We start from the raw sequence: 23,775 nt of genomic DNA, 5'->3' as shown, positions 1-23,775 counted from the left end.
CGGTTTATGCCACACGCTTGTTCAATGCGCGTAAATGGGAAAAGTTCAATTTTAAGTGTTATGGATTGATACGGTCGCGATAAGCGACGGCGGCGGGCGGATGGCTCTCCGCCGTCATCGCGTCCAATCCTTCGCCGTCAGCCGCTAGGCCAGGTGCTTTTTCAGGAAATCGACGGTCCGGCCCCAGGCGAGATCGGCGGCTTTCTTGTCGTAGCGAGCAGCCGACGTATCGTTGTTGAAGGCGTGGTTGGCACCGTCATAGACGAAAATTTCGAAGGTCTTACCGCCGGCCTGCAGCTCTTTTCGATATGCATCGATACCGGCATTGATGCGGTCGTCGAGGCCGGCATAATGCAGCATCAGGGCGGCTTTGATTTTGGGCACATCGGCAGCGGCGGGCTGCATTCCATAATAGGCAACGCCGGCTTTCAGCTCAGGTGATTTGGTGGCGAAACGATTGATGACACCACCTCCCCAGCAGAAGCCGACCGCGCCGACCTTGCCGTTGGAGCCATCGAGCTTGGAAAGGAAGATCAGGCTCGCTTCGGCATTGGCGACGGTCAGCGCCGGATCGAGCTTGTTGAACATATCGCGTGCTTTGTCCTCATCCTCCGGCGTGCCGCCGAGCGGCGAGAGGAAATCCGGCGCCAGGGCTATGAAACCTTCCAGCGTGATACGGCGAGCGATATCGCGGATATGCGGGTTGAGGCCACGATTTTCATGAATGATGATCACGCCGCCAAGCTTGCCGCTGGCACCCTTGGGCTGGGCAAGATAGCCTTTCATTTCACCAGTGCTGCCGGGATAGGTAACGTCTTTCGTCTCGAGACGACTATCATTGGCGGCAACGATCTCGGCGCTCGCCTTGTTGGCCGCAAGCAACGGTGCGATCGCGGCTGCGGCCCCAGCCGAGCCTGTGAGTTTCGTCAGCTTTTCCATGAAGCTGCGCCGATCGAGCGTCAGATGCGTATATTCGTCGTAGGCATTGATCATCGCCTGCGTCACGATGGGCTTATCGACGTCCATTCCGATATCCTCCTCCTCTTTCCCCAGCAGCCTGCATCCCAAGCAAAGCCGTCGGATGACAAGATAGGTCAAGAGAGTGCAGTGGGGCGGTCAACGAAGAACACAAATACGTTACCGCAGGTTGTTTGCCGTGGTAACGCAAATCTGGTCAGGAGAATGCCATCCAGACGGCAAGCCAGACCCACATGCCGCCAAGGGCAATATAGCCGATGGCGAAAAGCGGGCTGCGATAGCGCAGGTTGTTGCTGGTGACATGCACGAAGGCATGGGCGTAACGGGACACAACGAAGATCCAGGCCAGGATCAAAGCAGGCAGATTATCCGCCTGGGCGACGAACAGCGCGATCGAGCAAGCATGAAAAAGAAGAGGGAGTTCGAACTGATTGGCGAGGCTGTTGCGCGCCACCAAGCTTTCCAGCGGCTCATCAGCGGCATAATTCTCGCGAAACTGCGATTGCCTGATCAGGCCCGCCTTTACCGCGCGCCGGCGGCGCAAGCCTAACAGCGCGTAAAGAATGTAGACAAGCACCGCATGGGCCACCATGGGCCAGAACATTTCATAGCCGGTCACGCCGCCAACTCCTTAGAGCAATTCCACGAAAAGTGCGAAGCAGATTTCCGTCCGGAATTGTATAAAAAAACAAAGCGATAGAGCGGGAAAGCGAACCTGTAAAACGCTGAACCGCTCTAGGGGTTGCTGAACGGCGGGAACGGCCGTTCAGGACGGCTTGGAACCGTCCGGAGACAGGTAGCGAAGAATCGCGAAGCGAGCCAGCAGAATGATGGTGACGACCAGCGACAGGAACTTTAGACGCACGATGACCGGCAGCAGGCCCGCGAGCAGCGTCACGGTGCCATCAGACGGTGTGGCTGGCGGATAGAGCAGCAGGCCGGCAATTGTTTCGGCATAGTTCAACACGCCGTAGAAGATCGGCAGCAGGAAAATCAGAGCGACCACCGCAGGCAGGATCGGCCGGCCGAAAAAAGTGCCGCCCGGCTTGACCAGCCGCAGTAGGCAGAGCAACAGGCCGCTCAACACCAGCGGAAAGACCAGCCCCGGCCCAAGATACATGGAATGCAGGATCGCCGCCGGATCGGGGTGGTCCTTGAGATAGCGCAGCATGGCGACGACATCTTCCTGCTCGTAGCCACCAATGCGCGCATCCAGCATCTCCTGTCCCGCGGCTGCGTCGCGGAAAGCCGTGGCAAAGCCGGCATATATCCAGGCAAAAAGCGCCAGGGACAAGGCGACGAACACCACCGTCAGGCCTTGAAGAGACCTGACGTTGCCTTGAGTGCTACTCGGCATCGATCAAGCGCCGGCGCCCGGATAGTTCGGGCTTTCGCGGGTGATCGTGACATCATGGGCGTGGCTTTCGCGTAAGCCCGCGCCGGAGATGCGCACGAAAGTAGCACGCTCCTGGAATTCCTTGAGGTCTGCGCCGCCGACATAGCCCATGGCTGCCCTGAGGCCGCCGGCGAGCTGGTGCAGCACGCCCGAGACTGACCCCTTGTAGGGCACCTGGCCTTCGATGCCTTCCGGCACCAGCTTCAGTGTGTCGCGCACTTCGGCCTGGAAGTAGCGATCGGCTGAGCCCCGCGCCATGGCCCCGACGGAACCCATGCCGCGATACGCCTTGAAGGAACGACCCTGGTACAGATAGACCTCGCCCGGGCTCTCGTCGGTGCCAGCGAGAAGCGAGCCGACCATGGCCGCCGATGCGCCGGCGGCAATCGCCTTGGCGAGGTCGCCGGAGAACTTGATGCCGCCATCGGCGATAACTGGGATGTTCTGTTGCTGCGCGGCCTCTACGGCCGACATGATGGCAGCGAGTTGTGGTACGCCAACGCCGGCGACGATACGGGTCGTGCAGATCGAACCCGGGCCGATACCGACCTTGACGGCATCGGCACCGGCATCGATCAGCGCTCTCGTACCGTCATAGGTGGCGATATTGCCGGCCATGATGCGAACCGAGTTGGAGAGCTTTTTGACCCGGGTAACGGCGTCGAGGACGCGCTGTGAATGGCCGTGGGCGGTATCGACGACGAGAAGGTCGACGCCGGCATCGATCAGGCGCTCGGCGCGCTCGAACCCATCGTCACCGACGCTGATGGCAGCGGCGGCGCGAAGGCGACCCTGCGCATCCTTGGAGGCGTGAGGGTTGAGCTGCGACTTTTCGATATCCTTGACGGTGATCAGACCGATGAGGCGAGCTTCGCCATCAACGACCAGCAGCTTCTCGATGCGATGCTTGTGCAGCAGGCGCTTGGCTTCCTGCTGCTGCACGCCGTCCGTGACCGTGACCAGATTTTCGTGGGTCATCAATTCGTGGATCTTCTGCTCCGGATCGGAGGCAAAGCGAACGTCACGGTTGGTGAGGATGCCGAGGAGGCGATGCGACTTCTCGACGACCGGGATGCCGGAAATGCCGTGCGCTCTCATCAGGGCAAGCGCTTCGGCAAGGGTCGCGTCGGGACCGATCGTGACCGGATTGACGACCATGCCGCTTTCGAACTTCTTGACCTGACGGACCTCTTCGGCCTGCTGCACCGGTGTCAGATTGCGGTGGATGACGCCCATGCCGCCGGCCTGGGCCATGGCGATGGCGAGACGGCTTTCGGTTACCGTGTCCATGGCTGCCGACAGGATCGGCAGGTTGAGATCGATGTCCTGGGCAATGCGGGTGGCAATGTTGGTCTGGCCAGGCATGACCTCGGAGTGCCCCGGCTGCAGGAGCACGTCGTCGAATGTGAGTGCGTCCAACCCGGTTGACGTTTCAATAATACGTGCCATGGCCAAATTCCTTCATCGGTGAAAAGCAGGAGGGCTCCGGAACGAATCGTCTACCGGGCGATCTTGCAAGTGTTGCTTGGAAGTTGGCGAGGGCTGGTAACACGTCTATGACAGGAAGTGAATAGGGAAAACGATGACAGGAGTTCTTGCCATCGACCCAAGATTGACCGGTCAATCTCAACTCTCATTGATGGAGGAAGCAAAGGACCCGGCCCTTCGCTCGATCGCCTCCACGATGCGCATCGATAGCGCCGGGTCGGAAACAGCCCGCGCCATGGTTACGCCGCCGGACAATAGCGCCAGTAGTGCGATGGCATTTTCTTCACGCTCGCCGGCCGAGTTGCCGGTCAGGCCGGAGGCCGCTTCTTCTATCACCCTTCGCAGTTCGACCTCATAGGCAACCCGTGTATCGGTATCGGCGCGGATGACGTCGGGGGACAGACTCGGCAAGGCGCAGCTCTGGCCGAGCGCGCAGGTACGCTTCGGCCCGAGATAATAGCTTATGAACGCCGCAAGCCAACCCTTGCCCTGTTGAGCCTTCAGATTCGATATGCCGAGCCGCAGTTCATCAAGGCCCGCCTGAACCGCGGCCCGGAACGCTTCGCCCTTTGATTTGAAATGCCCGTAGAACGCGCCGTTCGTGACGCCTGCAGCCTTGGTCAAGGCATCGATGCCCGAACCGCCATAGCCTTCCTGACGGAAAATCTCGCCCGCGGCGTTGAGGACGCGGATGCGCGTTTCGAGCTTGTGTTCTGTACTATAGCGCATGTCAACTTTCTTTAAGAGTGACCACTCTTTATGTTTGCATAGAGAGTGATCAGTGTGTATCAATAGAGAGCGATCAGTATTTATGTAGCACCACCGGCTGAATTTTCAAACGAGAGGAATCCCGCCATGCCTATCACACTCACCGTACCGGAAGGTTTGCTGTCGAGCGAAGCCGAGGCCCAGGTCTTCACCGAATTGACCGATGCTCTCTTGAAAGTCTCGCAACTCTTGGGCAATGCGTTCATGACCCCGAACGTCGTCGGCACCATCAACGTTTTGCCGCAGGGACGCGTATTCTCAGGCGGAAAGCCGGCCGCAGCCGCCTTCATAGAGCTGAAACTGCCGGAGATCGCGCTCGCCACCGACGAGGCCAAACAGGCATTTATCGACGCGGCCACGACCATCGTCGAACGCGCTTCGAATGGTCGGGTATCCCGCGATCATATCTGGACGAACATCGTTTATGCCGCGGAAGGCTCCTGGGGCATCGGCGGTCAAGTTTACGGCAATAGCCAACTTGTCAGTGCGATCCAACAAGCGGCTTCGCTCTAGAAGGCACACCAGTGATCTGGCCAGTTTATCTGGCCAGTTTCCACTCGTAGCCCGTGACCCAGAGAGTTTCGCCATGCGACTTTCCAATTATCTGTTTTTCACAACGCGCTGCGAGCAGGCGCTTACTTTTTACGAGACCTGTGGCCTCGGAAAAATTGCTGAAATCAAGCGCTACGGCGTGGATGGAATCCCGACGCCGCCCGGATTTATCCAGGGCCAGGTCATGCATGCGAAATTCCAAGGCCCTGGCGTGCTTTTCTATGCTTCGGACAACGACGACGCGGAGCCGATGCGTGGGTCAGCACATTTGCTTGAGTTCAATGACAAAGAGCAGACAAATGAGGTGTTCGCCCGCCTGGCGGCGGGCGGCACAATATCGACATCGCTCGGCAAACAGCCCTGGAGCAACCTTTATGGGAAGCTCACGGATCAGTTCGGCGTGCAATGGATGCTCAATTGCATCAATTGAGCTAGATCTCGCTGAACGGGTTGGTACGGGCCGGCCTCACAAATCGAACTGGTAGGTCTTCGGCACATAGCGGAAGCCTTCCGGCTGCCTTTCCACGAAACCCACGGCCGGGAACGGCATGTGGAAGCCAAGGAAGGGAATACGATCGGTGGCGATCAGGTCGAAGACACGGCGGCGCGTCTTGATGGCCTGGGCCTTGTCGGCGTCGAAGCGCACTTCCCAATCCGGACGCCCAAGCGACAGGATATAGTGATTGGCCGTATCGCCGGTCATGACCAGTTGCTTGCCATCCGATTCGAGGTGGAACACGAGGTGACCGGGCGTATGGCCAGGAGCGAGTACAGCCGTCATGCCGCTGACGATCTGGTCGCCCTCCTTGAGGAATGTCATCTTCTCGGCGAAAGGCACGACATTGGTGAGCACCGCTTTGTGACCGCCTTCCGCCGGTGTGCCCTCGCGAGCCTTGTCGGTCCAGAATACATATTCGATCTCGCCCGTGGCATAGCGCGCATTCGGGAAAGCCGGAGCGCCATCCTCCATCAATCCGCTGATATGGTCACCATGCAGATGCGTCAGAGCGACGAAGGTCACCTGCTCCGGCGTGTAGCCGACCGCTTTCATGCCCTCGCGAAAACGGCCCAAACCGCGGGCGCGGCCAGCGGCACCGAAGCCGGTGTCGACCACGATCACGTCAGCGCCGGTGTCGATGATAGCGGGCGCACAGCTATTGACGAGTTTGTCGGTCGGCAGGAAGTTCTGCGCCAAGAGCTTCTGCACCGTTTCCGGCGCCTGGTTCGATCCGAAGATTTCCCAGGGGTTCTCCAGAATATTCGCACCATCCTTGACGACGGTGATGGTGCAGGACCCAAGCTTGAACTGATGGGTGTCGGGCGGCAGAACAACGGCGGTCATTATCTCATTTTCTCCAATGCTCGCAGCGTAAGCTGCGCTTATCGACGTCGGCCGCGGCACGCTGGAATTCGACCCGTCATGGCTAAAAATTCGCCATGACATATCCATCCAAATCCGCTAATAGACCAAACGACGTTTTATGCGTTCAGCATTTCTATGCGTTTAGCATATGTCAAACTTGGTATCCTATACTGGGCGGCAAGCGGCATCACGAAGACGTGATCTCCACGAAGCCACAGGGCAGAATCGGGGATTGGCAGCGGCCGCACATAGGACTACAGAGCGGGTGCCCGTCTCAGGCGGACCCCTTCCCCAAAGACACGACCCACCAAGGCATCCGCCTATGAACCGCATCGTTCCCCTGATCCTTGCAGTTGCCCTTTTTATGGAGCAGATGGATTCCACCGTGATTGCGACCGCGCTGCCGGCCATCGCGACCGATCTCCATGTTGGTCCGATCACGCTGAAGCTAGCGCTGACATCCTACATGGTGTCGCTCGCGGTTTTCATTCCGATCAGTGGCTGGATGGCGGATCGCTTCGGGGCGAAGAACATCTTCCGGCTTGCCATTTGCGTGTTCGTCATCGGCTCGATCATGTGCGCCTTCTCTGGCGGCCTCCTCGAATTCGTCGCCGCCCGCTTCCTGCAAGGCCTCGGCGGTTCGATGATGACGCCGGTAGGGCGCCTCGTGCTGGTGCGCACGACACAAAAGAGCGACCTGGTCGCGGCGATGGCGCTGCTTTCCATTCCCGCCCTGGTCGGCCCGCTCGCCGGGCCGCCGCTCGGCGGCTTTATCACCACTTACGCCTCCTGGCACTGGATCTTCCTGATCAACGTGCCTGTCGGTGTTCTCGGCGTCATCCTGTCGTCGATCTTCTTGCCGGAGGTCGAGGCGACCATGCCGCCGAAGCTCGATTTCATCGGCTTCGTGCTGACATCCGTCGCGGCCGCTGGTGTCGTCTTCGGCATGTCGGTCATAAGCCTGCCGGCGTTGCCGCCGTTCATCGGCATTTCGGCCGTCGTCATCGGCTTCGTCTGCGGCTTCCTCTACATCGGTCATGCACGGCGCCATCCGGCGCCGATTCTCGATCTGGCACTGCTGAAAAATCCCACCTTTCGTGCTTCCGTCACCGGCGGCACGCTGTTTCGCATCTGTATCGGTGCGATGCCATTCCTGACGCCGCTGATGCTGCAACTCGGCTTCGGCCTAAATCCGTTCCAATCGGGACTGATCACCTTTGCCGGCGCCATCGGCGCCATCAGTACCAAGTTCATCGCGCGCCGCGTCTTCACCGCCGTCGGCTTCAAGACCGCGCTGTTGTCAGCGGCGGGGATCACGACGGTGACGACGATCTGCACCGGCCTGTTCCAACCCTGGACATCGCATCTCATCATCGTCGGCGTGCTACTGATCGGCGGCTTCTCGCGTTCGTTCTTCTTCACCGGTATCAATGCGCTCGCCTTCGCCGACATCAGCGACAGGCAGGCAAGCCAGGCCACGTCGATGAGTTCGGTCATGCAACAGATCAGCCTCGCGCTCGGCGTTGCCGTCGCCGCCATGATCCTGGAAACTTCGACCTTCTTCAGCGGCACCGAGCTGCAGGTTCGCGATTTCCATGTCGCCTTCTTCTGCATCTCCATCCTGACCGTGGTTGCCACCATCCCCTTCATCCGCATGGACCGCAGCGCCGGCGCCACCGTCTCCGGCCACAAGGCCGGCATGAAGCGTGTGGTCGCGACACCGCCGCCGGTGGCGCAGACTCAACAGCCAGTGGTGGAGTAATCAAATCCTATTCCGGCCGCTCGCAGACGGCGCTGAGCTTGTTGCCGTCAGGGTCGCGCACGTACGCCGCATAGAAATTCGCATGGAAAGAGCGCAGGCCCGGCTTGCCCTCATCCGTGCCGCCATGGGCAAGGGCTGCGGCGTGAAAGGCGTCGACGTCGGCGCGGGTTTCAGCCTGCAGAGCCACCATCGAGCCATTGCCGATCGTGGCCCTGCGCTGATCATAGGGAACCACCACCCAGAACCGGCAACGTGTGTCGCCATCGGCGGCATAGCCAATTTCTTCGTCCGACTCGCGTTGACGCCGGTAACCGAGGGACGGCAAAACCGCGTCATAAAAGCCGCGTGCCCGCGAAATATCGTTTGAGCCGAGAGTGACGTAAAGAAGCATGGTAAGAATGCGCTGCCTGCAATGCCGATGAGATTTGTATCATCGGACAAAAGCGGCGGCTAAATCAAGCACTCGTTGCTTCGTCTTCCGTCTTGCGTCCCTTGAAGCCCTTTGCCAACAAGAACATCTCCACGGATTCAGCCCTGGATGCGCCTGGCTTCACATGGATGACCTGCCGAAAATTCTGCTTCAGCAGCGTCAGCAGGTCGCGTTCCGTACCGCCCTGGAAGGTCTTGGCGAGGAAATGTCCGCCTTCGCCAAGGACCTCGACGGCGAAATGTGCGGCGACTTCGCAGAGATGCATGGTTCGCAAGTGATCAGTGCGCTGATGGCCGGTCGTCGGAGCGGCCATATCCGAAATCACGAGATCGGGCGTGCCGCCGACGGCATCGATCAGTCGCTGCGGTGCGTCCGGGTCGAGAAAGTCGAGCTGCAGGATCGTGACGCCCGGAAGCGGCGCCATTTCCAGGAAATCGATGGCCGCAACGCGGATGTCGTCTTCCGTCGACCCTGTGACCTTGGCGGCGATCTGCGACCAGCTTCCCGGCGCCGCGCCAAGATCGATAATGCGGCGGGCGCCCTTGAGGATATGATGCTTTTCGTCGATCTCCAGCAGCTTGAAGGCGGCGCGGGCGCGATAGCCCTCAAGCTGGGCGCGCTGAACATAGGGATCGTTGATGTGCCGCTCCAGCCACTGCCGCGAGGAGGCCTTCAGTTTCTTTTTCTTCACCCGCTGGCCGAGCTTGCGTCCGGTTCGATTGCCGGCGATCGTTGGCTTGGTCATGCCTGCGGCCCCTTTGTGTCCTTCGGTCGATGGCCGCGGCGCGAGCGGCCGCGCCGCCACACACCGTCATCCGCCATCATGTCGGTAAGCAGTCCTTCGCGCAGACCGCGATCGGCAACGCGCATGCGCGGGCTCGGCCAGCGGCGGCGGATCGCCTCGAGAATGGCGCAACCCGCCAGTACGAGATCGGCGCGGTCCGGCCCGATGCAGGGGTTGGACGCGCGACCAGCAAAGTCCCACGAAAGCAGCTTCGCCTGCATTGCCGTCACTTCGTCGTCCGACAGCCAGACGCCATCGACGCGACGCCGGTCGTAACGCGGCAGATCGAGATGGACGCCGGCGAGTGTCGTCACTGTGCCGGACGTGCCGATCAGATGGAAATCGCCACTGTCGCGGGCAGCCCCCTGTACCGGCGGGCAATCGAAGCGTTCGAGCATGCCTGCGACCTCGCACACCATAGTCTCGAAGAGTTCCGGCGTGACGTCACGGCCGCCATGGCGCTCCGAGAGCGTCACCACGCCAACCGGCAGCGAGGTCCAATGCGTAATGTGATTGGCAAGCCGGCTTGAGCGGTTTTCGCCAATGCGGATGACAGCGATTTCCGAGGAGCCGCCGCCAATATCGAACAGCACGACCGAGCGCGCCTCCGGACCGACGAGCGACGAACATCCTGAAACGGCAAGCCGCGCCTCCGTCTCGCGATCGATGATTTCGAGCCGCAGGCCGGTCTCTTCCGTGACTCGGGCGAGGAAGGCTTCGCCGTTTTCCGCCGCACGGCAGGCTTCGGTTGCGATCAGCCGCATGCGGCGGATCTCGCGCGTCTTCAGCTTGCCAGCGCAGATGCGCAGGGCCTCGACGGCGCGGTCCATGGCGTCGCTCGAGAGCCGTCCGCTGGCACCAAGCCCCTCGCCAAGACGGACGATGCGGGAAAAAGCGTCAACAACGCGGAACTGGCCGGGACGCGTTGGCTGCGCGATCAGCAGGCGACAGTTATTGGTGCCGAGATCGAGCGCCGCATAGAGATCGACGGATCGAAAATCGCCATCGTCGTGATGATGCGGCGCTTGTGCGTCGCGGCGTTGCGGCGGCGAATACCGATGATGATGATGATGGTCATTGTGAACAGGAGCTGGTTCAGCGGCGACACCAGCGGCGGGGGCGACGATCTGTGCCGTCTTTTCATGCACCAGCGGGCGGCCCTGCAGACCGCGCTTGCTCCGGTGCTTGCGCCTGTTCTTGCCATTCTTGTGCGATGGTGCATAGCCGTGCTCAGCCGCTGCACGATGCTCCTGCGCGGCGGAAGCCTGTTGCTGTTGTGCTGGGGAAGCATACTGCGCGCCATCATGCGCTACGCCGTGAGAACGGCGCCGACGCTTGCGCTTCTTGGCCGGAAAACCGGCGTCGTTGTCTATTGGGCGTATCGCCACCGGACCGGACGTGCCAGTCTGGTTGGCCTCCGCAGAATAAGCGTTCGGGCGGACGTGACCGCCACGCTTACGCTTAGCGCGCCGGGAGGATTTACCCTTCCTGCGCTCTGCTACCGACGCCCCGTCTGCCTGCGGCACTTTGCCGCTGTCGGGGTCACTCACGTATCTTTTCCACCGCGCCGCGCAAGGCCGAGAGGCATGCTGCAGGCGCTCATTTGATTTTCGTTGGGCGGAGAATATCAGCAGGATGGGTTTTCGCCAAATTCTTTTTGAATCGTGCGATTTGCGGGAGTTAACCCCTCCCACTCAGAAAGAGGGGCAATCTCAAACCGCCAAGCTTCCTCGAACACCATCGGCCAGCGTCTTTATCCGGTCGATCGGCGAATGACCGATCAGCATGAAGGCGTGGGTGGCATTCGACCAGTAGATGACATTCAAGCCGCGACGGTTTTCCATGTCCGGTGCCGAAGCGCCCAGGGTCGAGGGAATGATGCAAAGCGCCATCGGTCCGCTTTCGGGATCCAAATAAGCGATCTGCGCCAAAGGTTTGCTGTCATAATTCAAAACCTGGGCGCGCTTGAAATCGACGCCCGGTATCGCGACAGATTCGGGCGTCAGCGCGAGGCCCAGTTTGGAGCCCACTTCGCTCAATTGCGCAGCCTGCTCACCATGATCGCCTGCCGGTGCGCTCAATGTATCCGGCGTATAGAGCGAAAGATATTCGGCGACGACGGCGCGCCACTCGCTCCCCTCGTCTGGCGTGGCAAGACGATGGCTGATGCCGATCGCGGCGCGATCGATGGCGATGCCCACGACCAGGCAGGCGGCGATCGCCGAGAGGAAGCCGCGGCGGCTGATACCGGAAACGGCCCTGTTCTGTCCCGTTGTGGAATTCTGCTCCTTTGTGGACGGGATGGCGGCAAGCATGGCCTCCAGCTTAGCGCTTGGGGCGGCAGCAAGCATGGGCTCGAATGCCTTACGGAAAGGCAGATCGCTGCGCGATAGGAAATCGAAGCGCTCCGCCACTCGGGCATCGCTAGCGATCATCCTTTCTACGCTGTCGCGTTCGGCCGTCTCCAACTCGCCGTCGATATAGGCGGTGAGCAGCTCGTCCGAAGGCATATTTATCTTTTCCACTTCACTCATTTCCATTCCCCAGTCGCCCACCCCCAGAACGCCGTGCTCCATGTTCCGATGCAGTGCCATCGGCAAGCTTTGCGCGCGCCGCCGCCAACCGGCTCATCACCGTTCCGATCGGCACATCCAAAACCTCGGCCACTTCACGATAAGACAGTCCTTCGACATAGGCGAGGAATACCGCCGTGCGCTGCGCTTCCGGCAGCGCCTGCACCAGCTTCAGTACCTGGCCGGCGAGAATATGCGTTTCCGTCTCGCGCGCGCCATCGAAAACCAAGGTCTCATCGGCATCGACAAAACCCTGACCCATCCGCACCCGGCGCGAACGGATCTCGTTCAGCCAGATCGAGTGCAGGATTGAAAACAACCATCGATCGAGCCGCGTGCCGGCTGCGAACTGACCTGCCCGCTCCAGCGCTCTAACGCAAGTCGCCTGCACCAAATCATCCGCGAAGTCGCGCTGGCGCGACAGCACCACGGCATAGCGCCAGAGCCGCGTCAGGTGCTGCGACAGGCCCGTCCTGATATCCTCTTCGCTGGCTATGGCACCCTCCGCGAGGTTCGCGTTCTTGGGAATCGCCGGTCTTGCCGGCGGTTCCGATTTTACCCGACTATAAGCAGAAATTGTGGAATGAGCGACTGACACTCGGATATCTCTCTAAATGCTGACTGCTTATAGCGATCATCTCCGACCCGCCGTTGATATCAGAGGCTCGACGGATGCTGGATGGCCTCGTTCAGGTCCTGGTATTCCTCGCAGGAAGTGTTGCCGCAGAGCGCCTTGATCGTGCTCAACTGATCCTTGGCAAGATCGATCTGACCCTTGATGACATAGGCTTCGCCGAGATATTCGCGAACCAAGGAATACTTCGGGTCCATTGCGACGGACTTCAGGTAATAGGAAATACCTTCATCCGTGCGGCCGAGCTTGCGTGTGGCGTAGCCGCGATAGTTCAGCGCTTCTGCCGTGTTCGGATTTTGCATAGTGTCGAGTACTTCCAACGCTTCTTCATAGCGGTGGTCCTTCTTGGCGAGCGAATAAGCATAGTCGGCGCGGTTCTCGTCGGTAATATTGGCGCCCTGCTGCTTCACGCATTTCTTCGTCTTGTTGTCGTAGATCTCGCCCTTCTTGCAGGTCGGCGTCGTGCTCGAATTGTCGCCAGCCGCAAAGACGGGAACGGCAAAAGCGCCGAGGACGAGGCCGGCGCCGAGGGCGACGGAGACAAGGCGGAAAGCGGTAGTCGTCATGGGATTGCTCCTTGGCAAATGAACGTTGCGATGAGAGAACACGCCATCCGTTCATTTTATTCGGACCCCTCGGATATTTTCCTGGCGTTTGTCCTGGCGACCTGCCGTCACTCTTTCGTGACTGAATAACTCCTGATGCTGGCGTGTTTTCACCTATGTACCTGCCGAGGGTCGCAAGGAGAAACAAGTGACCGATATCGTTAAGCTTCTCAGTCTCGCCGTCGCCACGCCGGACAACATCATGTATCAATCGGAGGCCGCCGAGACCGCCGGCCGCCTGTTTTCCGATCGTTTCCGCGATTTCAAGCATCTTGCCGGGGTGTTCGAAAGCGCCGGCATCCGCAAGCGTTATGTCGCTCGCCCGCTCTCCTGGTACGAACAGTCGCACGGCTGGCAGGATCGCATGGAAGCCTATGCAGAGGTCGCAAGCCAACTCTTCGTGAAAACAGCTGGCAATGCACTGATACGCGCCGGGCTGAGAGCCGAAGAAGTCGATTGCATCGTCACGGTGTCATCGACTGGCGTCACGACGCCGAGCTTGGAGGCGCGGCTTGCGCGCGAGATGGGCTTCCGCTCCGATATCGAGCGTGTGCCTGTCTTCGGCCTTGGCTGCGCGGCCGGCGTTTCGGGCCTTGGCATTGCCACGCGCATGGCGAAGAGCCGTCCGGGCGCCGTCGTGCTCTTCGTCGCCATCGAACTCTGTTCGCTCGCCTTCCGGCTGGACGAACTCACGCGGCCCAACATCATCGCGACAGCACTGTTTGGTGATGGCGCGGCCGCCTGCGTTCTGCGCGCCGGCAAGGGTGGTGGTCTTGCGGAGATCGAATCGACAGGCGAGCATCTCTTTCCCGATTCGCTTGACATCATGGGCTGGAAGATCGACGACACGGGCTTCGGCATCATCCTGAACCAATCGCTGCCGCCCTTTGCCGAAGCGAATATCAAGCCCGCCGTCGCGGGCATTCTCGAACGCGCGGGTCTGACAATATCGGATGTCGACCGCTTCATCTGCCATCCCGGCGGCACCAAGGTGCTGGTCGCTCTGGAGACCGCCTTCGGGCTCGAACCCGGCTCGCTGGATATAGAACGCGAGGTGATCAGCGACTACGGCAACATGTCATCGCCGACCGTGCTCTTCGTGCTGGAGCGTGCGATCTTCGACGGCCTGCCGCCGCGTTCGGCCCTTATTGCCATGGGACCTGGCTTTACGGCCAGTTGCGTAACGCTAAAGAGGGTCCCGTGATGCTTTGGCCGTCGACCGTGCTTCTGATCTTCGTCACACTGCAACGGCTCGCTGAACTGGCGCATGCGCGGCGCAATACCGCCGCGCTTCTTGCGCGCGGCGCCCGGGAGATCGCGCCGGGACACTATCCCTACATGGTGGCGATGCACGCGACCTGGCTCATCGGCCTGTGGCTTCTGGCCGCAGGCCGGCCGATCAATCCTGTCTGGTTCGTCATCTTCATGGTGCTGCAAGGCCTACGGGTCTGGGTGCTGGCCACGTTGAAAGGGCGTTGGACAACGCGGATCATCGTACTGCCAGGCGTAGCCTTGGTGACAAGCGGGCCTTATCGGTTCTTCAGCCATCCGAACTATGCGGTGGTCGTCGGCGAGGTCGCCACCTTGCCATTGGCCTTCGGTCTGCCGCTCTACGCCTTGATCTTTTCGCTGCTCAACGCCGGCATTCTCACCGTGCGTATTCACGCGGAAAATGCGGCTTTGAGACAGGTCATAGCCTAATTGCATTTTTCATTTGCGCCGCAGCATTTTGGCAGGCATTTTCGCTGCTTGGAGCATGCCCTCAATAAACGGGAAACTGTTTCTTGAATAAGATCATTCGCAGATAAAAGAAGCATGCGGATAGCAGGGAACATGACAAAAGACGCAATTGTGCTCGGCGCGGGCATTGTCGGCGTATCGACAGCCATCCACCTCCAGCGGCGCGGGCGCCAAGTTACCCTTGTCGACCGCAAAGCGCCCGGCAAGGAGACCTCGTTCGGCAATGCCGGACTGATCCAACGCGAGGGCGTCGTACCCTACGGCTTTCCGCAGCAGATCGGCCTTCTTCTCCGCTACGCCTTCAACAACCGCATCGACGCACATTATCATCTGCGCGCCCTACCGGGGCAGATCGCCTTCCTTGCCCGTTACTGGTGGAATTCCAATACCAAGCGGCATGAGATGATCTCGCGCGCCTACGCGCCGCTAATCGAGCATTCCATCAGCGAGCACAACGATCTGATAGAAGCTTCGCACGCCGAGGAATTGATCCGCAAGAACGGCTGGATGGAAATTTTCCGCACAGACGAGAAGCGTGATGCGGAATTTGCCGAGGCTGAGCGTCTGAACCGGGAATTCGGGGTCGCCTATGAGGCGCTGACCGGCACCGACATCGCGACGATGGAGCCACATATCAATGGCAGGTTCTCCGGCGGCCTGCGCTGGCGCGACCCCTGGTCAGTGCTCGATCCGCATGGGCTGATCGCCGCCTACCGCAACTACTTCGAGAGCATTGGCGGGCGTTTCGTGACGGGTGATGCAGCCTCGCTCGGCCGATCCGGCTCCCACTGGAAGATGGTGACGTCGGAAGGCTCGATCGAGGCCGAAGATGCCGTTGTCGCCCTCGGACCCTGGGCCGATCTCGTGACGAAGCGTCTCGGATATGCTTTTCCGCTGGGCGTCAAGCGCGGCTATCACATGCATTACGCCGCCGAGGGCAATGCCATCCTCAACAATTGGACGCTGGATGCCGAGCGCGGCTATTTCCTGGCGCCGATGAACCGCGGCATCAGGCTGACGACCGGGGCCGAATTTGCCCTGCGTGACGCGCCGAAAACACCGATCCAGCTTGATCGCGCAGAAGCCGTCGCCCGGACCGTCTTTCCGCTTGGCGAGCGACTTGATCCGGAGCCGTGGATGGGCGCACGCCCCTGCACACCGGACATGATGCCGATCATCGGCAAGGCGCCGCGCCACAACGGCCTATGGTTCGCCTTCGGCCATGCCCATCACGGCCTGACGCTGGGGCCCGTGACCGGGCGTGTGCTCGCTGAGCTGATTACCGGTGAAAAGCCGTTAATCGACATCTCGGCTTATGCGCCGGACCGATTCGCGCCCTGACATTTCGGGGCATCAACGGATCGCGTCAAGGCCCTTAAGCGCGGCCTCGACGATGCCGTCGACCGTGTCGTCGATGCCGACCGTCACCACGCCGGGTTCGCCGGTCGGTACTTCCAGCGTCTGTAGCTGGCTTTCCAGAAGCGACGCCGGCATAAAATGGCCCTTGCGCTCGCCCATGCGCTTGGTCAGCAGCTCCTTCGAGCCATCGAGATAGACAAAATAGAGGCGCCCACCGGCGGCAGCCCGCAGACGCTCACGATAGATGCGCTTCAAAGCTGAGCAGGACACGGCGATCGCCTCACCTTTCGCCAGGCTCTCCGCGATCTGCTGACCGATACGCTCGAGCCAAGGCCATCGATCCTCATCGGTCAACGGGATGCCCTTGCTCATCTTCTCGACATTGGCTGCGGGATGCAGCGCGTCGCCTTCGATGAAGTGGATGCCAAGCTTAGCCGCGATACCCTCGCCAATTGAGGATTTGCCGCTACCGCTCACGCCCATGATGATGATGGCGAGGGGCGTCTTGGGTAGTTCACTCATGTTGTTTCTTTCTTGAAACATGGCCGACAATGACATTGGGGCGGATTCCACCTCCAATGCACCCGATTGCGTAGCCCCACACCCAAACTCTCTCCCCGTAAACGGGGCGAGGGAACGGCGGAGCAAGCCAATCGTCATCGAGAACTAGGACAGAGCCTGTTCTGCGCAAGACCGGTCCCTCTCTCCCCGCATGCAGGAGAGGGTTGGGGTGAGGGGCAGCAGAAAGGCGCGGCAAAGCCGCGTCTGCCAGATTCACAACTCGGATCAATCCAACGGAAAGAAACAGGAGAATTTATGCGTGCCCTCGCCCAAAAGTTCCGGCGCCACTTGCCGGCACTTGTCCTGCGCGCGCCAGCAACGCGGGTTGAAGTGACAACCTATCGGCGGATTGAGGGGGGACGGCAATTCACCCTGCAGGCGGATGCGGTTCTTCTCGCGTTCGGGATCGGCAATCGGCGTCGCCGACAATAGAGCAGCCGTATAGGGATGGCGCGGACGGGCAAAAACCTCTTCCGCGCTACCGGTCTCGACCGGGCGGCCGAGATACATCACCATCACGTCGTCGGCGATATGGCGAACGACCGAAAGACCGTGGGAGATGAAGAGATAGGCCAGCCCCATCTCCTTCTGTAGGTCCATCAAAAGGTTCAGCACCTGTGCCTGGATCGACAGGTCGAGCGCCGAGACCGGCTCGTCGAGCACCAGCACCTTCGGCCGCAGCATCAACGCACGGGCGATGGCGATGCGCTGGCGTTGGCCGCCGGAGAACATGTGCGGATAGCGATCATAATGTTCGGGACGCAGGCCAACGCGCGCCATCATTTCCTCAGCCTTGCGTCGGCGCGTGGCGGCATCGTCGTCGGTGTTGATCTTCAGCGGCTCTTCGAGGATGGAGCCGACCTTTTGGCGCGGATTGAGCGAGCCGTAAGGATTCTGGAAGACGATCTGAACGGCGCTGCGCAGGCTGCGATCGCCAAGCTTCGCCGGCTTGCCGTCGATCAACAATTCGCCGGCTGTCGGGTCTTCGATCATGGTGACTAAGCGGGCAAGCGTCGACTTGCCGCAGCCGGATTCACCGACGACGGCGAGCGTGCGGCCGGACTGCAGGCTGAAGCTGACACCGTTCAACGCCTTCACGGTGGCCTCCGGTTTAAAGGCGCCGCGCTTGACCGTGTAGAAACGGGCGAGATCGCGCCCCTCGAGAACAGCGCCCGTCATTGAAGGCCTCCTGCTGCTTGCGTGGCGACAAGGCCGGGATGGCCGAGCGGCTTGCCGTGTTCCAGCGGATAGTTGCACAGCGTCACTCCGAGTTCGACGCCTTGGCGCTTGACGCCGCGATCGCATTCCGGCGTCGCAAACGAGCAGCGCGGCGCGAAGAGACACCCCGAGGGCCGATCATGCTGACCGGGTACGACGCCGGCGATCGACGGCAGTCGCTCGCCGACGACAGCACGCTCCGGCAGGGCCGAAAGAAGGGCGGCCGTATAAGGATGATGCGGATCGCGGAACAATGCCTTCACCGGCTGCTCCTCAACCTTCTGGCCCGCATATTGCACCTGCACGCGCTCTGCCGTTTCGGCCACCACGCCCATGTCGTGGGTGATGAGCACCAGCGCCATGCCCTGCTCTTTTTGCAGGCGCACGAGCAGATCGAGGATCTGTGCCTGAATGGTCACGTCGAGAGCCGTGGTCGGTTCGTCGGCGATCAAAAGCTTCGGATTGCAAGCGAGCGCCATGGCGATCATGACACGCTGGCTCATGCCGCCCGACATCTGGTGCGGGAAGTTCGACAGACGATCCTCAGGCGCCGGAATACCGACAAGATTCAAGAGCTCGATCGAACGCGCGCGGCGCGCCTTGCGGTCGAGACCCATATGGATGCGCAGGGTCTCGCCGAGCTGGAAGCCGACGGTGAAGCACGGATTGAGGCTCGACATCGGCTCCTGGAAGATCATCGCCATGTCCTTGCCGATGATCTTGCGGCGCTGGCGGGACGAGATGCCCCGCAGGTCCTTGCCGTCGAACGTCATGCGATCGGCGGTGATCTTCGCCGTCCAGGGCAGAAGACCCATCATGGCGAGCATGGAGACCGACTTTCCTGACCCGGATTCGCCGACGATCGAGAGGATTTCCCCCTTGTCGCAAGTGAGGGATACGCCGTCGACGGCCCGGAACAGGCCGGACGCAGTCTGGAATTCAACGGTGAGATTTTCAATATCGAGAAGTGCCATTACGACCTCTTCAGCTTCGGGTCGAAGGCATCGCGCAGACCGTCGCCCATCAGATTTATGGCGAGAACCGTGATCAGGATGCAGAGACCGGGAAAAGTGACGAGCCAAGGGTTGCTCTGGAAGAATTCGCGCGAATCCGCGAGCATCGTGCCCCATTCCGGGGTCGGCGGCTGCGCCCCCTGGCCGAGAAAGCCGAGCGCAGCTGCGTCAAGGATCGCCGCCGAGAAGGCGAGCGTCGCCTGCACGATGAGCGGCCCCAGGCAATTCGGCAGGATGGTCTTGAACATCAGGCGAAGCGGCCCGGCGCCGGAAACGCGCGAGGCGATGACATATTCCTTGTCCCGCTCGGCTAAGACCGAAGCACGTGTCAGCCGGACGAAATGCGGCTGATTGACGATGGAGATCGCGATCATGGCGTTGGTCAGGCCAGGCCCCAGAATCGCCACCAGCACGAGAGCCAAAAGCAGCGAGGGGACGGCAAGGATGATGTCCATGATACGCATGATGATCGTATCGGTTCGGCCGCGGACATAACCAGCGACGAGGCCGATCAGGACACCGGCCAGCGCCGAAAGCGAGGCAACCACCAGGCCGATGAACAGCGAGAATCGCGTTCCATAGATCAGACGCGAAAGAAGGTCGCGGCCATTGGCGTCGGTACCGAGGAGAAAGCTGCTGTTGCTGCCTTCGGCCCAGGCGGGCGGCAGGCGTTGCATGGCGCTGCCAAAGGCGGCGTCCGGATCATGCGGGGCGACCAAGCTTGCGAAGATCGCCAGGAACAGAACGAAGAGGAAGATCGCCAGCCCGATGACGGCGCCCTTGTTGCGCGAGAAATAGTACCAAAACTCCGCAAAAGCGGAGGGGCGGTCGGATTTGAGACTTACCGTGCTCATGGGCCGCTCCTAATGACGAATGCGTGGATTGATGAAGCCGTAAAGCAAGTCGACGGCGAGATTGACGAGCATGACGATTCCCGCGATCAGCAGCAGACCACCCTGCACCACAGGATAATCGCGCTTGAAGACAGCGTCGATCATCCATTTTCCGATGCCTGGCCAGGAAAAGATGCTTTCCGTCAGGATGGCGCCGCCGAGCAGCACGCCGACCTGCAGGCCGATGGTGGTGACCACCGGGATCATGGCATTACGCAGCGCGTGCACGGAGACAACGCGCAGCGGCGCAAGGCCTTTGGAGCGGGCGGTGCGGACATAATCCTCGCCGAGAACTTCCAGCATGGCCGAGCGCGTCTGCCGCGCGATGACGGCAAGCGGAATGGTGCCAAGCACGACGGTCGGCAGGATCAGGGAATTGAGGGCGGACGCGAAGGCCCCCTTCTGGCCGGACAGGAGACTGTCGATCAGCATGAAGCCGGTAACCGGCTTGAAGAAATAGATGAGCCCGATGCGGCCTGAAACCGGCGTCCAATGCAGATAGCCATTGAAGACGATGATCAGCAGCAGGCCCCACCAGAAGATCGGCATGGAGTAGCCGACAAGCGCAACACCCATCACGCTCTGATCGAACCATGTGCCGCGCTTGACGGCAGCAAAAACGCCGGCCGGGATGCCAAGACAGACCGCCAGGATCATGGCGCAGATCGACAGTTCCAGCGTCGCCGGGAAGAAGGTCAGGAAGTCGGTCAAGACGTCGCGCTTAGTAGTGATCGACGTCCCGAGGTCGCCGTGCAGTGCGTTCCAAACGTAGTGGCCGTATTGCACGATCAGCGGCTGGTCATAGCCGAGATCATGGGAGATCTGGGCATGGCGTTCCGGCGACATGACGCGCTCGCCCGACAACAGCATGACGGGATCGCCCGGAAGCAGGCGGATGAAAGAGAAAGCGACGATCGAAACGCCGAGAAAGGTCGGGATCAGCACCGCGAGGCGGCTGAAAAGAAAGCGCAACATGGCAGATGTCCAAAGTTTTCCGGCGGTCAGGCATATTGCCTGACCGCCGGTTCACCCGGCTTTCGCCCGGGTATTTCAGAATGTGTCCGTTATTCGGCGATATCAACGCCATCGAAGCGGTGAACACCGACCGGATCCTGCACATAGCCAGAAACCTTGGCGCTCATCGGAACGAACTCCTCGGAATGGTCGATGGTCATCCACGGAGCTTCGCGCTTGAAGACGACCTGTGCCTGTTCATAGAGCTTGGTACGCTCCTTGACGTCGGCAGTCTGCTTGGCCTTCTTCACGAGATCGTTGAATTCCTTGTTGCACCACTGAGCGCGGTTGTTACCGCCGACTGCGTCGCAGCCGAGCAGCGTGTCAAGGAAGTTGTCCGGGTCGCCATTGTCGCCGGTCCAGCCGAGGATGGCCGCGCCATCGCGGTCCTTGGCGGAGGAAAGCTTTAGATACTGGGCCCAGTCATAGGTGACGATCTCGACCTTTACGCCAATCTTGGCAAGGTCAGCCTGCATCAGCTCGGCGGCGCGGCGTGCGTTCAACATGTACGGACGCGAAACCGGCATCGCCCAGATCTTCATGCTGAGATCCTTGACGCCAGCCTTTTCGAGCATCTTCTTGGCTTCTTCCGGATTGAAAGCGTCGTCCTTGATGTCCTTGTTGTAGGACCACATGGTCGGCGGGATCGGGTTGGTGGCAACGGAGCCCGAACCCTGGAAGACAGCGTCTACGATCGCCCGCTTATCCACGGCCATATTCAGCGCCCGGCGCACCTCGGCCTTGTCGAAGGGAGGGGTCAGCGTGTTGTAGGCGAGATAAGAGACGTTCAGGCCCGGCTGCTCGAGAACCTTCAGGCTCTTGTTGGTCTGGAGATCCTTGATGTCGGCGGCATTCGGATAAGGCATGATCTGGCATTCGCCGGACTTCAGCTTCTGCGCACGAACCGATGCGTCTGGCGTGATCGCGAAGACGAGATCGTCGATCTTTTCCTTGCCTTTGAAGTAGGTTTCATTCGCCTTGTAGCGAATGACGGCGTCGGGCTGATAGGCGACAAAGGTGAACGGACCAGTGCCGAGCGGCTGCTGGTTCATCTGTTCCAGCTTGCCGTCTGCCTGCAGCTTGTCGGCATATTCCTTTGACAGGATCGACGCAAAGTCCATGGCGAGGTCTGCGATGAACGGTGCTTCCGGATGGTTCAGTACGAACTTGACCGTGAGATCATCGACTTTGTCGACCGACTTGATGAGGGTCGGGAAGCCCATGCCTGCTGCATATTCATAGGAGCCGCCGGCGACATACTTGGCCCACGGGCTGTCTTCCTTGAGCTGGCGGTTGAACGAGAAGACAACGTCGTCAGCATTGAGATCGCGCGTCGGGGTGAAGTAATCGGTGGTCTGGAACTTCACGCCCTTGCGGAGCTTGAAGGTGTATTCTTTGCCGTCGGGGGAAACGGTCCAGCTTTCGGCGAGACCCGGCTCAACTTCGGTGCTGCCGTGCTTGAACTCGACGAGGCGGCTGTAGACCGTACGCGAAGAGGCATCGAAGGTGGTGCCGGCGGTATAAATTCCCGGATCGAAACCTTCCGGCGAACCCTCCGAGCAATAAACAAGCGTTTTGGACCAGGCGGACGTTGCCATGACCGAAGTCAAGGCAGTCACTGCCAACAGGACAGAGATCTTTTTCATGATATCGTTTCCCAGGTTTGTTCTTCTTTTGAAACCGTGGTTCCCCATAGGTTCCCATCCGGATCGCGCCGATGGAACGCTATTTAATGTGTGAAAGCAACACGCGCCGCCTAAAATTTTTCCAAATTTTGGAGTTTGGAAATTTTCAGACAAAAATGGTCCTGGATTGGTAACATTCTATCGAAATCGCGTCCCTTTTAGACGCAATTGGGATAATTTTACCCTTACCTCTTCGAAAATACTATTAGCTTGCCGCAGGACTACCTCACGTTACAAACAAAAATCCGCGGACGCTTCAAGCGACCGCGGATGGAAAACTGCGCATATTTAGGGTCAGGCTGCCGGCGCTGCGATCGCAGGCTTCTTGGCAATCGCCCTGTGATCGTCATCTGTCAGACCGAGCAGGAAATTGATCTGCGGACGGGCCTTGACGAGGTCGTCGATCGAATATTCCATTAGCACGTCGAAAAAGGCATTGAGCGCCTTGCGTAGCGCCGAATTCAAACCACAGCTATCGACCAGCGGACATTCGACGACACCTTCCTCGAAGCATTCGGCCATCGCGAAACTATCTTCGGTCACCCGGACAACGTCGAACAGGCTGATATCGGTCGCCGGCTTGCCGAGACGCACGCCGCCATTGCGGCCACGCACGGTTTCTACGAGACCGGCCTTGGTCAGCGGCTGCAAGATTTTGAACAAAAACAGCTCGGAAACACCATAAGCTTTGGCGATTTCCGGGATACGACTCAAGTGGCCTTCATTGGCGGCGCAATACATGAGCATGCGCACTGCGTAGTTGGTCTGCTTGGTCAAGCGCATGCCGATCTCCTGGAATCAAGGCCGCATAGGACGGTCCGACTGCTATATAGTGCCTTTCGTAGTTTTGAACAATTCCAAAAGATGAAAATCACATTCACGTTATTCTGATGGAGTGTCGGCCGTCAGTCGGGATTCGGCAAATACGTATCGGTCGCTCCCCGCCCCGTCCGCGGCTT

Annotated in this window: 25 protein-coding genes; 6 read left to right on the top strand and 19 right to left on the bottom strand. The window is 60.0% G+C overall.

Annotated elements, in window-relative coordinates; translation table 11 throughout:
- Positions 1–144: 144 nt before the first annotated feature.
- From PY650_RS18090 to PY650_RS18070, 5 genes are all read right to left on the bottom strand, one after another.
- Positions 145–1,026, bottom strand: a complete 882-nt coding sequence (locus PY650_RS18090; protein WP_285880836.1) for a dienelactone hydrolase family protein — start codon at positions 1,024–1,026, stop codon at positions 145–147.
- 148 nt (positions 1,027–1,174) lie between these two features.
- Entirely contained in the window at positions 1,175–1,597 is a 423-nt protein-coding gene (locus PY650_RS18085) for an MAPEG family protein (protein ID WP_285880835.1), read from the bottom strand.
- Between the two features lie 147 nt (positions 1,598–1,744).
- Positions 1,745–2,335: a hypothetical protein gene (locus tag PY650_RS18080; protein ID WP_285880834.1), complete on the bottom strand. Its 591-nt coding sequence runs from the start codon at positions 2,333–2,335 to the stop codon at positions 1,745–1,747.
- 3 nt (positions 2,336–2,338) lie between these two features.
- Positions 2,339–3,823, bottom strand: a complete 1,485-nt coding sequence (gene guaB, locus PY650_RS18075; protein ID WP_285880833.1) for an IMP dehydrogenase — start codon at positions 3,821–3,823, stop codon at positions 2,339–2,341.
- 177 nt (positions 3,824–4,000) lie between these two features.
- Entirely contained in the window at positions 4,001–4,591 is a 591-nt protein-coding gene (locus PY650_RS18070) for a TetR/AcrR family transcriptional regulator (protein ID WP_285880832.1), read from the bottom strand.
- A gap of 126 nt (positions 4,592–4,717) precedes the next feature.
- Here PY650_RS18070 and PY650_RS18065 point away from each other — a divergent pair, with 126 nt between their 5' ends.
- On the top strand, positions 4,718–5,143 hold the full coding sequence (locus tag PY650_RS18065) for a tautomerase family protein (RefSeq protein ID WP_285880831.1): 426 nt from the start codon (positions 4,718–4,720) through the stop codon (positions 5,141–5,143).
- 73 nt (positions 5,144–5,216) lie between these two features.
- A complete protein-coding gene (locus PY650_RS18060; RefSeq protein WP_285880877.1) occupies positions 5,217–5,612 on the top strand; it encodes a VOC family protein in 396 nt (131 codons plus the stop codon).
- A gap of 36 nt (positions 5,613–5,648) precedes the next feature.
- Here PY650_RS18060 and PY650_RS18055 read toward each other — a convergent pair whose 3' ends face one another.
- The gene (locus PY650_RS18055; protein ID WP_285880830.1) at positions 5,649–6,524 is read right to left on the bottom strand and encodes an MBL fold metallo-hydrolase; all 876 of its coding nucleotides are present in this window, start codon (positions 6,522–6,524) and stop codon (positions 5,649–5,651) included.
- 343 nt (positions 6,525–6,867) lie between these two features.
- On the opposite strand from PY650_RS18055, the gene PY650_RS18050 reads away from it, so the two are divergent.
- Positions 6,868–8,307: an MFS transporter gene (locus PY650_RS18050; protein WP_285880828.1), complete on the top strand. Its 1,440-nt coding sequence runs from the start codon at positions 6,868–6,870 to the stop codon at positions 8,305–8,307.
- 7 nt (positions 8,308–8,314) lie between these two features.
- On the opposite strand, the gene PY650_RS18045 is transcribed toward PY650_RS18050, so the two are convergent.
- From PY650_RS18045 to PY650_RS18020, 6 genes are all read right to left on the bottom strand, one after another.
- A complete protein-coding gene (locus PY650_RS18045) occupies positions 8,315–8,698 on the bottom strand; it encodes a VOC family protein (RefSeq protein WP_285880827.1) in 384 nt (127 codons plus the stop codon).
- A 64-nt stretch (positions 8,699–8,762) separates the two neighbouring features.
- A complete protein-coding gene (locus tag PY650_RS18040; RefSeq protein WP_285880826.1) occupies positions 8,763–9,482 on the bottom strand; it encodes an RlmE family RNA methyltransferase in 720 nt (239 codons plus the stop codon).
- On the bottom strand, positions 9,479–11,071 hold the full coding sequence (locus PY650_RS18035; RefSeq protein WP_285880825.1) for a Ppx/GppA phosphatase family protein: 1,593 nt from the start codon (positions 11,069–11,071) through the stop codon (positions 9,479–9,481). The genes PY650_RS18040 and PY650_RS18035 overlap by 4 nt, the downstream gene beginning before the upstream one ends.
- Before the next feature lie 162 nt (positions 11,072–11,233).
- A complete protein-coding gene (locus PY650_RS18030) occupies positions 11,234–12,031 on the bottom strand; it encodes an anti-sigma factor family protein (RefSeq protein ID WP_432761544.1) in 798 nt (265 codons plus the stop codon).
- Positions 12,032–12,047: 16 nt separating this feature from the next.
- On the bottom strand, positions 12,048–12,692 hold the full coding sequence (locus tag PY650_RS18025; RefSeq protein ID WP_285880823.1) for an RNA polymerase sigma factor: 645 nt from the start codon (positions 12,690–12,692) through the stop codon (positions 12,048–12,050).
- Between the two features lie 59 nt (positions 12,693–12,751).
- Positions 12,752–13,294: a tetratricopeptide repeat protein gene (locus tag PY650_RS18020; protein ID WP_285880822.1), complete on the bottom strand. Its 543-nt coding sequence runs from the start codon at positions 13,292–13,294 to the stop codon at positions 12,752–12,754.
- A 187-nt stretch (positions 13,295–13,481) separates the two neighbouring features.
- Between PY650_RS18020 and PY650_RS18015 the strand changes: the two genes are divergently transcribed.
- The 3 genes from PY650_RS18015 to PY650_RS18005 all read left to right on the top strand — a co-directional run bounded on the left by PY650_RS18015 (position 13,482) and on the right by PY650_RS18005 (position 16,414).
- Positions 13,482–14,537, top strand: a complete 1,056-nt coding sequence (locus PY650_RS18015; protein ID WP_285880821.1) for a type III polyketide synthase — start codon at positions 13,482–13,484, stop codon at positions 14,535–14,537.
- Positions 14,537–15,034 (top strand): isoprenylcysteine carboxyl methyltransferase family protein, encoded by a 498-nt coding sequence (locus PY650_RS18010; protein ID WP_285880876.1) that lies wholly within the window; start codon positions 14,537–14,539, stop codon positions 15,032–15,034. The genes PY650_RS18015 and PY650_RS18010 overlap by 1 nt, the downstream gene beginning before the upstream one ends.
- Positions 15,035–15,166: 132 nt before the next feature.
- A complete protein-coding gene (locus tag PY650_RS18005) occupies positions 15,167–16,414 on the top strand; it encodes an NAD(P)/FAD-dependent oxidoreductase (protein ID WP_285880819.1) in 1,248 nt (415 codons plus the stop codon).
- A gap of 12 nt (positions 16,415–16,426) precedes the next feature.
- Here the strand turns inward: PY650_RS18005 and PY650_RS18000 are convergent, their stop codons facing one another.
- From PY650_RS18000 to rirA, 7 genes are all read right to left on the bottom strand, one after another.
- A complete protein-coding gene (locus tag PY650_RS18000; protein ID WP_285880818.1) occupies positions 16,427–16,954 on the bottom strand; it encodes a gluconokinase in 528 nt (175 codons plus the stop codon).
- A 264-nt stretch (positions 16,955–17,218) separates the two neighbouring features.
- On the bottom strand, positions 17,219–18,172 hold the full coding sequence (locus PY650_RS17995; RefSeq protein ID WP_285880817.1) for a peptide ABC transporter ATP-binding protein: 954 nt from the start codon (positions 18,170–18,172) through the stop codon (positions 17,219–17,221).
- Complete coding sequence (locus tag PY650_RS17990) at positions 18,169–19,185, bottom strand: ABC transporter ATP-binding protein (protein ID WP_285880816.1); 1,017 nt, start codon at positions 19,183–19,185, stop codon at positions 18,169–18,171. Before PY650_RS17990 ends, PY650_RS17995 begins: the two co-directional genes overlap by 4 nt.
- Positions 19,185–20,078, bottom strand: a complete 894-nt coding sequence (locus tag PY650_RS17985; RefSeq protein ID WP_285880815.1) for an ABC transporter permease subunit — start codon at positions 20,076–20,078, stop codon at positions 19,185–19,187. Before PY650_RS17985 ends, PY650_RS17990 begins: the two co-directional genes overlap by 1 nt.
- Before the next feature lie 9 nt (positions 20,079–20,087).
- Positions 20,088–21,092 carry an ABC transporter permease subunit gene (locus PY650_RS17980; RefSeq protein WP_285880814.1) on the bottom strand — a complete coding sequence of 335 codons (1,005 nt, stop codon included), beginning with the start codon at positions 21,090–21,092 and terminating at the stop codon, positions 20,088–20,090.
- 89 nt (positions 21,093–21,181) lie between these two features.
- Positions 21,182–22,777 (bottom strand): ABC transporter substrate-binding protein, encoded by a 1,596-nt coding sequence (locus tag PY650_RS17975; protein ID WP_285880813.1) that lies wholly within the window; start codon positions 22,775–22,777, stop codon positions 21,182–21,184.
- A gap of 333 nt (positions 22,778–23,110) precedes the next feature.
- Positions 23,111–23,599: an iron-responsive transcriptional regulator RirA gene (gene rirA / locus PY650_RS17970; RefSeq protein WP_285880812.1), complete on the bottom strand. Its 489-nt coding sequence runs from the start codon at positions 23,597–23,599 to the stop codon at positions 23,111–23,113.
- Positions 23,600–23,775 lie beyond the last annotated feature (176 nt).

Origin of the sequence: Martinezella calliandrae, assembly GCF_030272695.1 — a bacterium.
Classification (GTDB): domain Bacteria; phylum Pseudomonadota; class Alphaproteobacteria; order Rhizobiales; family Rhizobiaceae; genus Rhizobium; species Rhizobium calliandrae.
The sequence above is the reverse complement of the archived record's forward strand: the minus strand, read 5'-3'. Positions and strand labels throughout refer to the sequence as shown.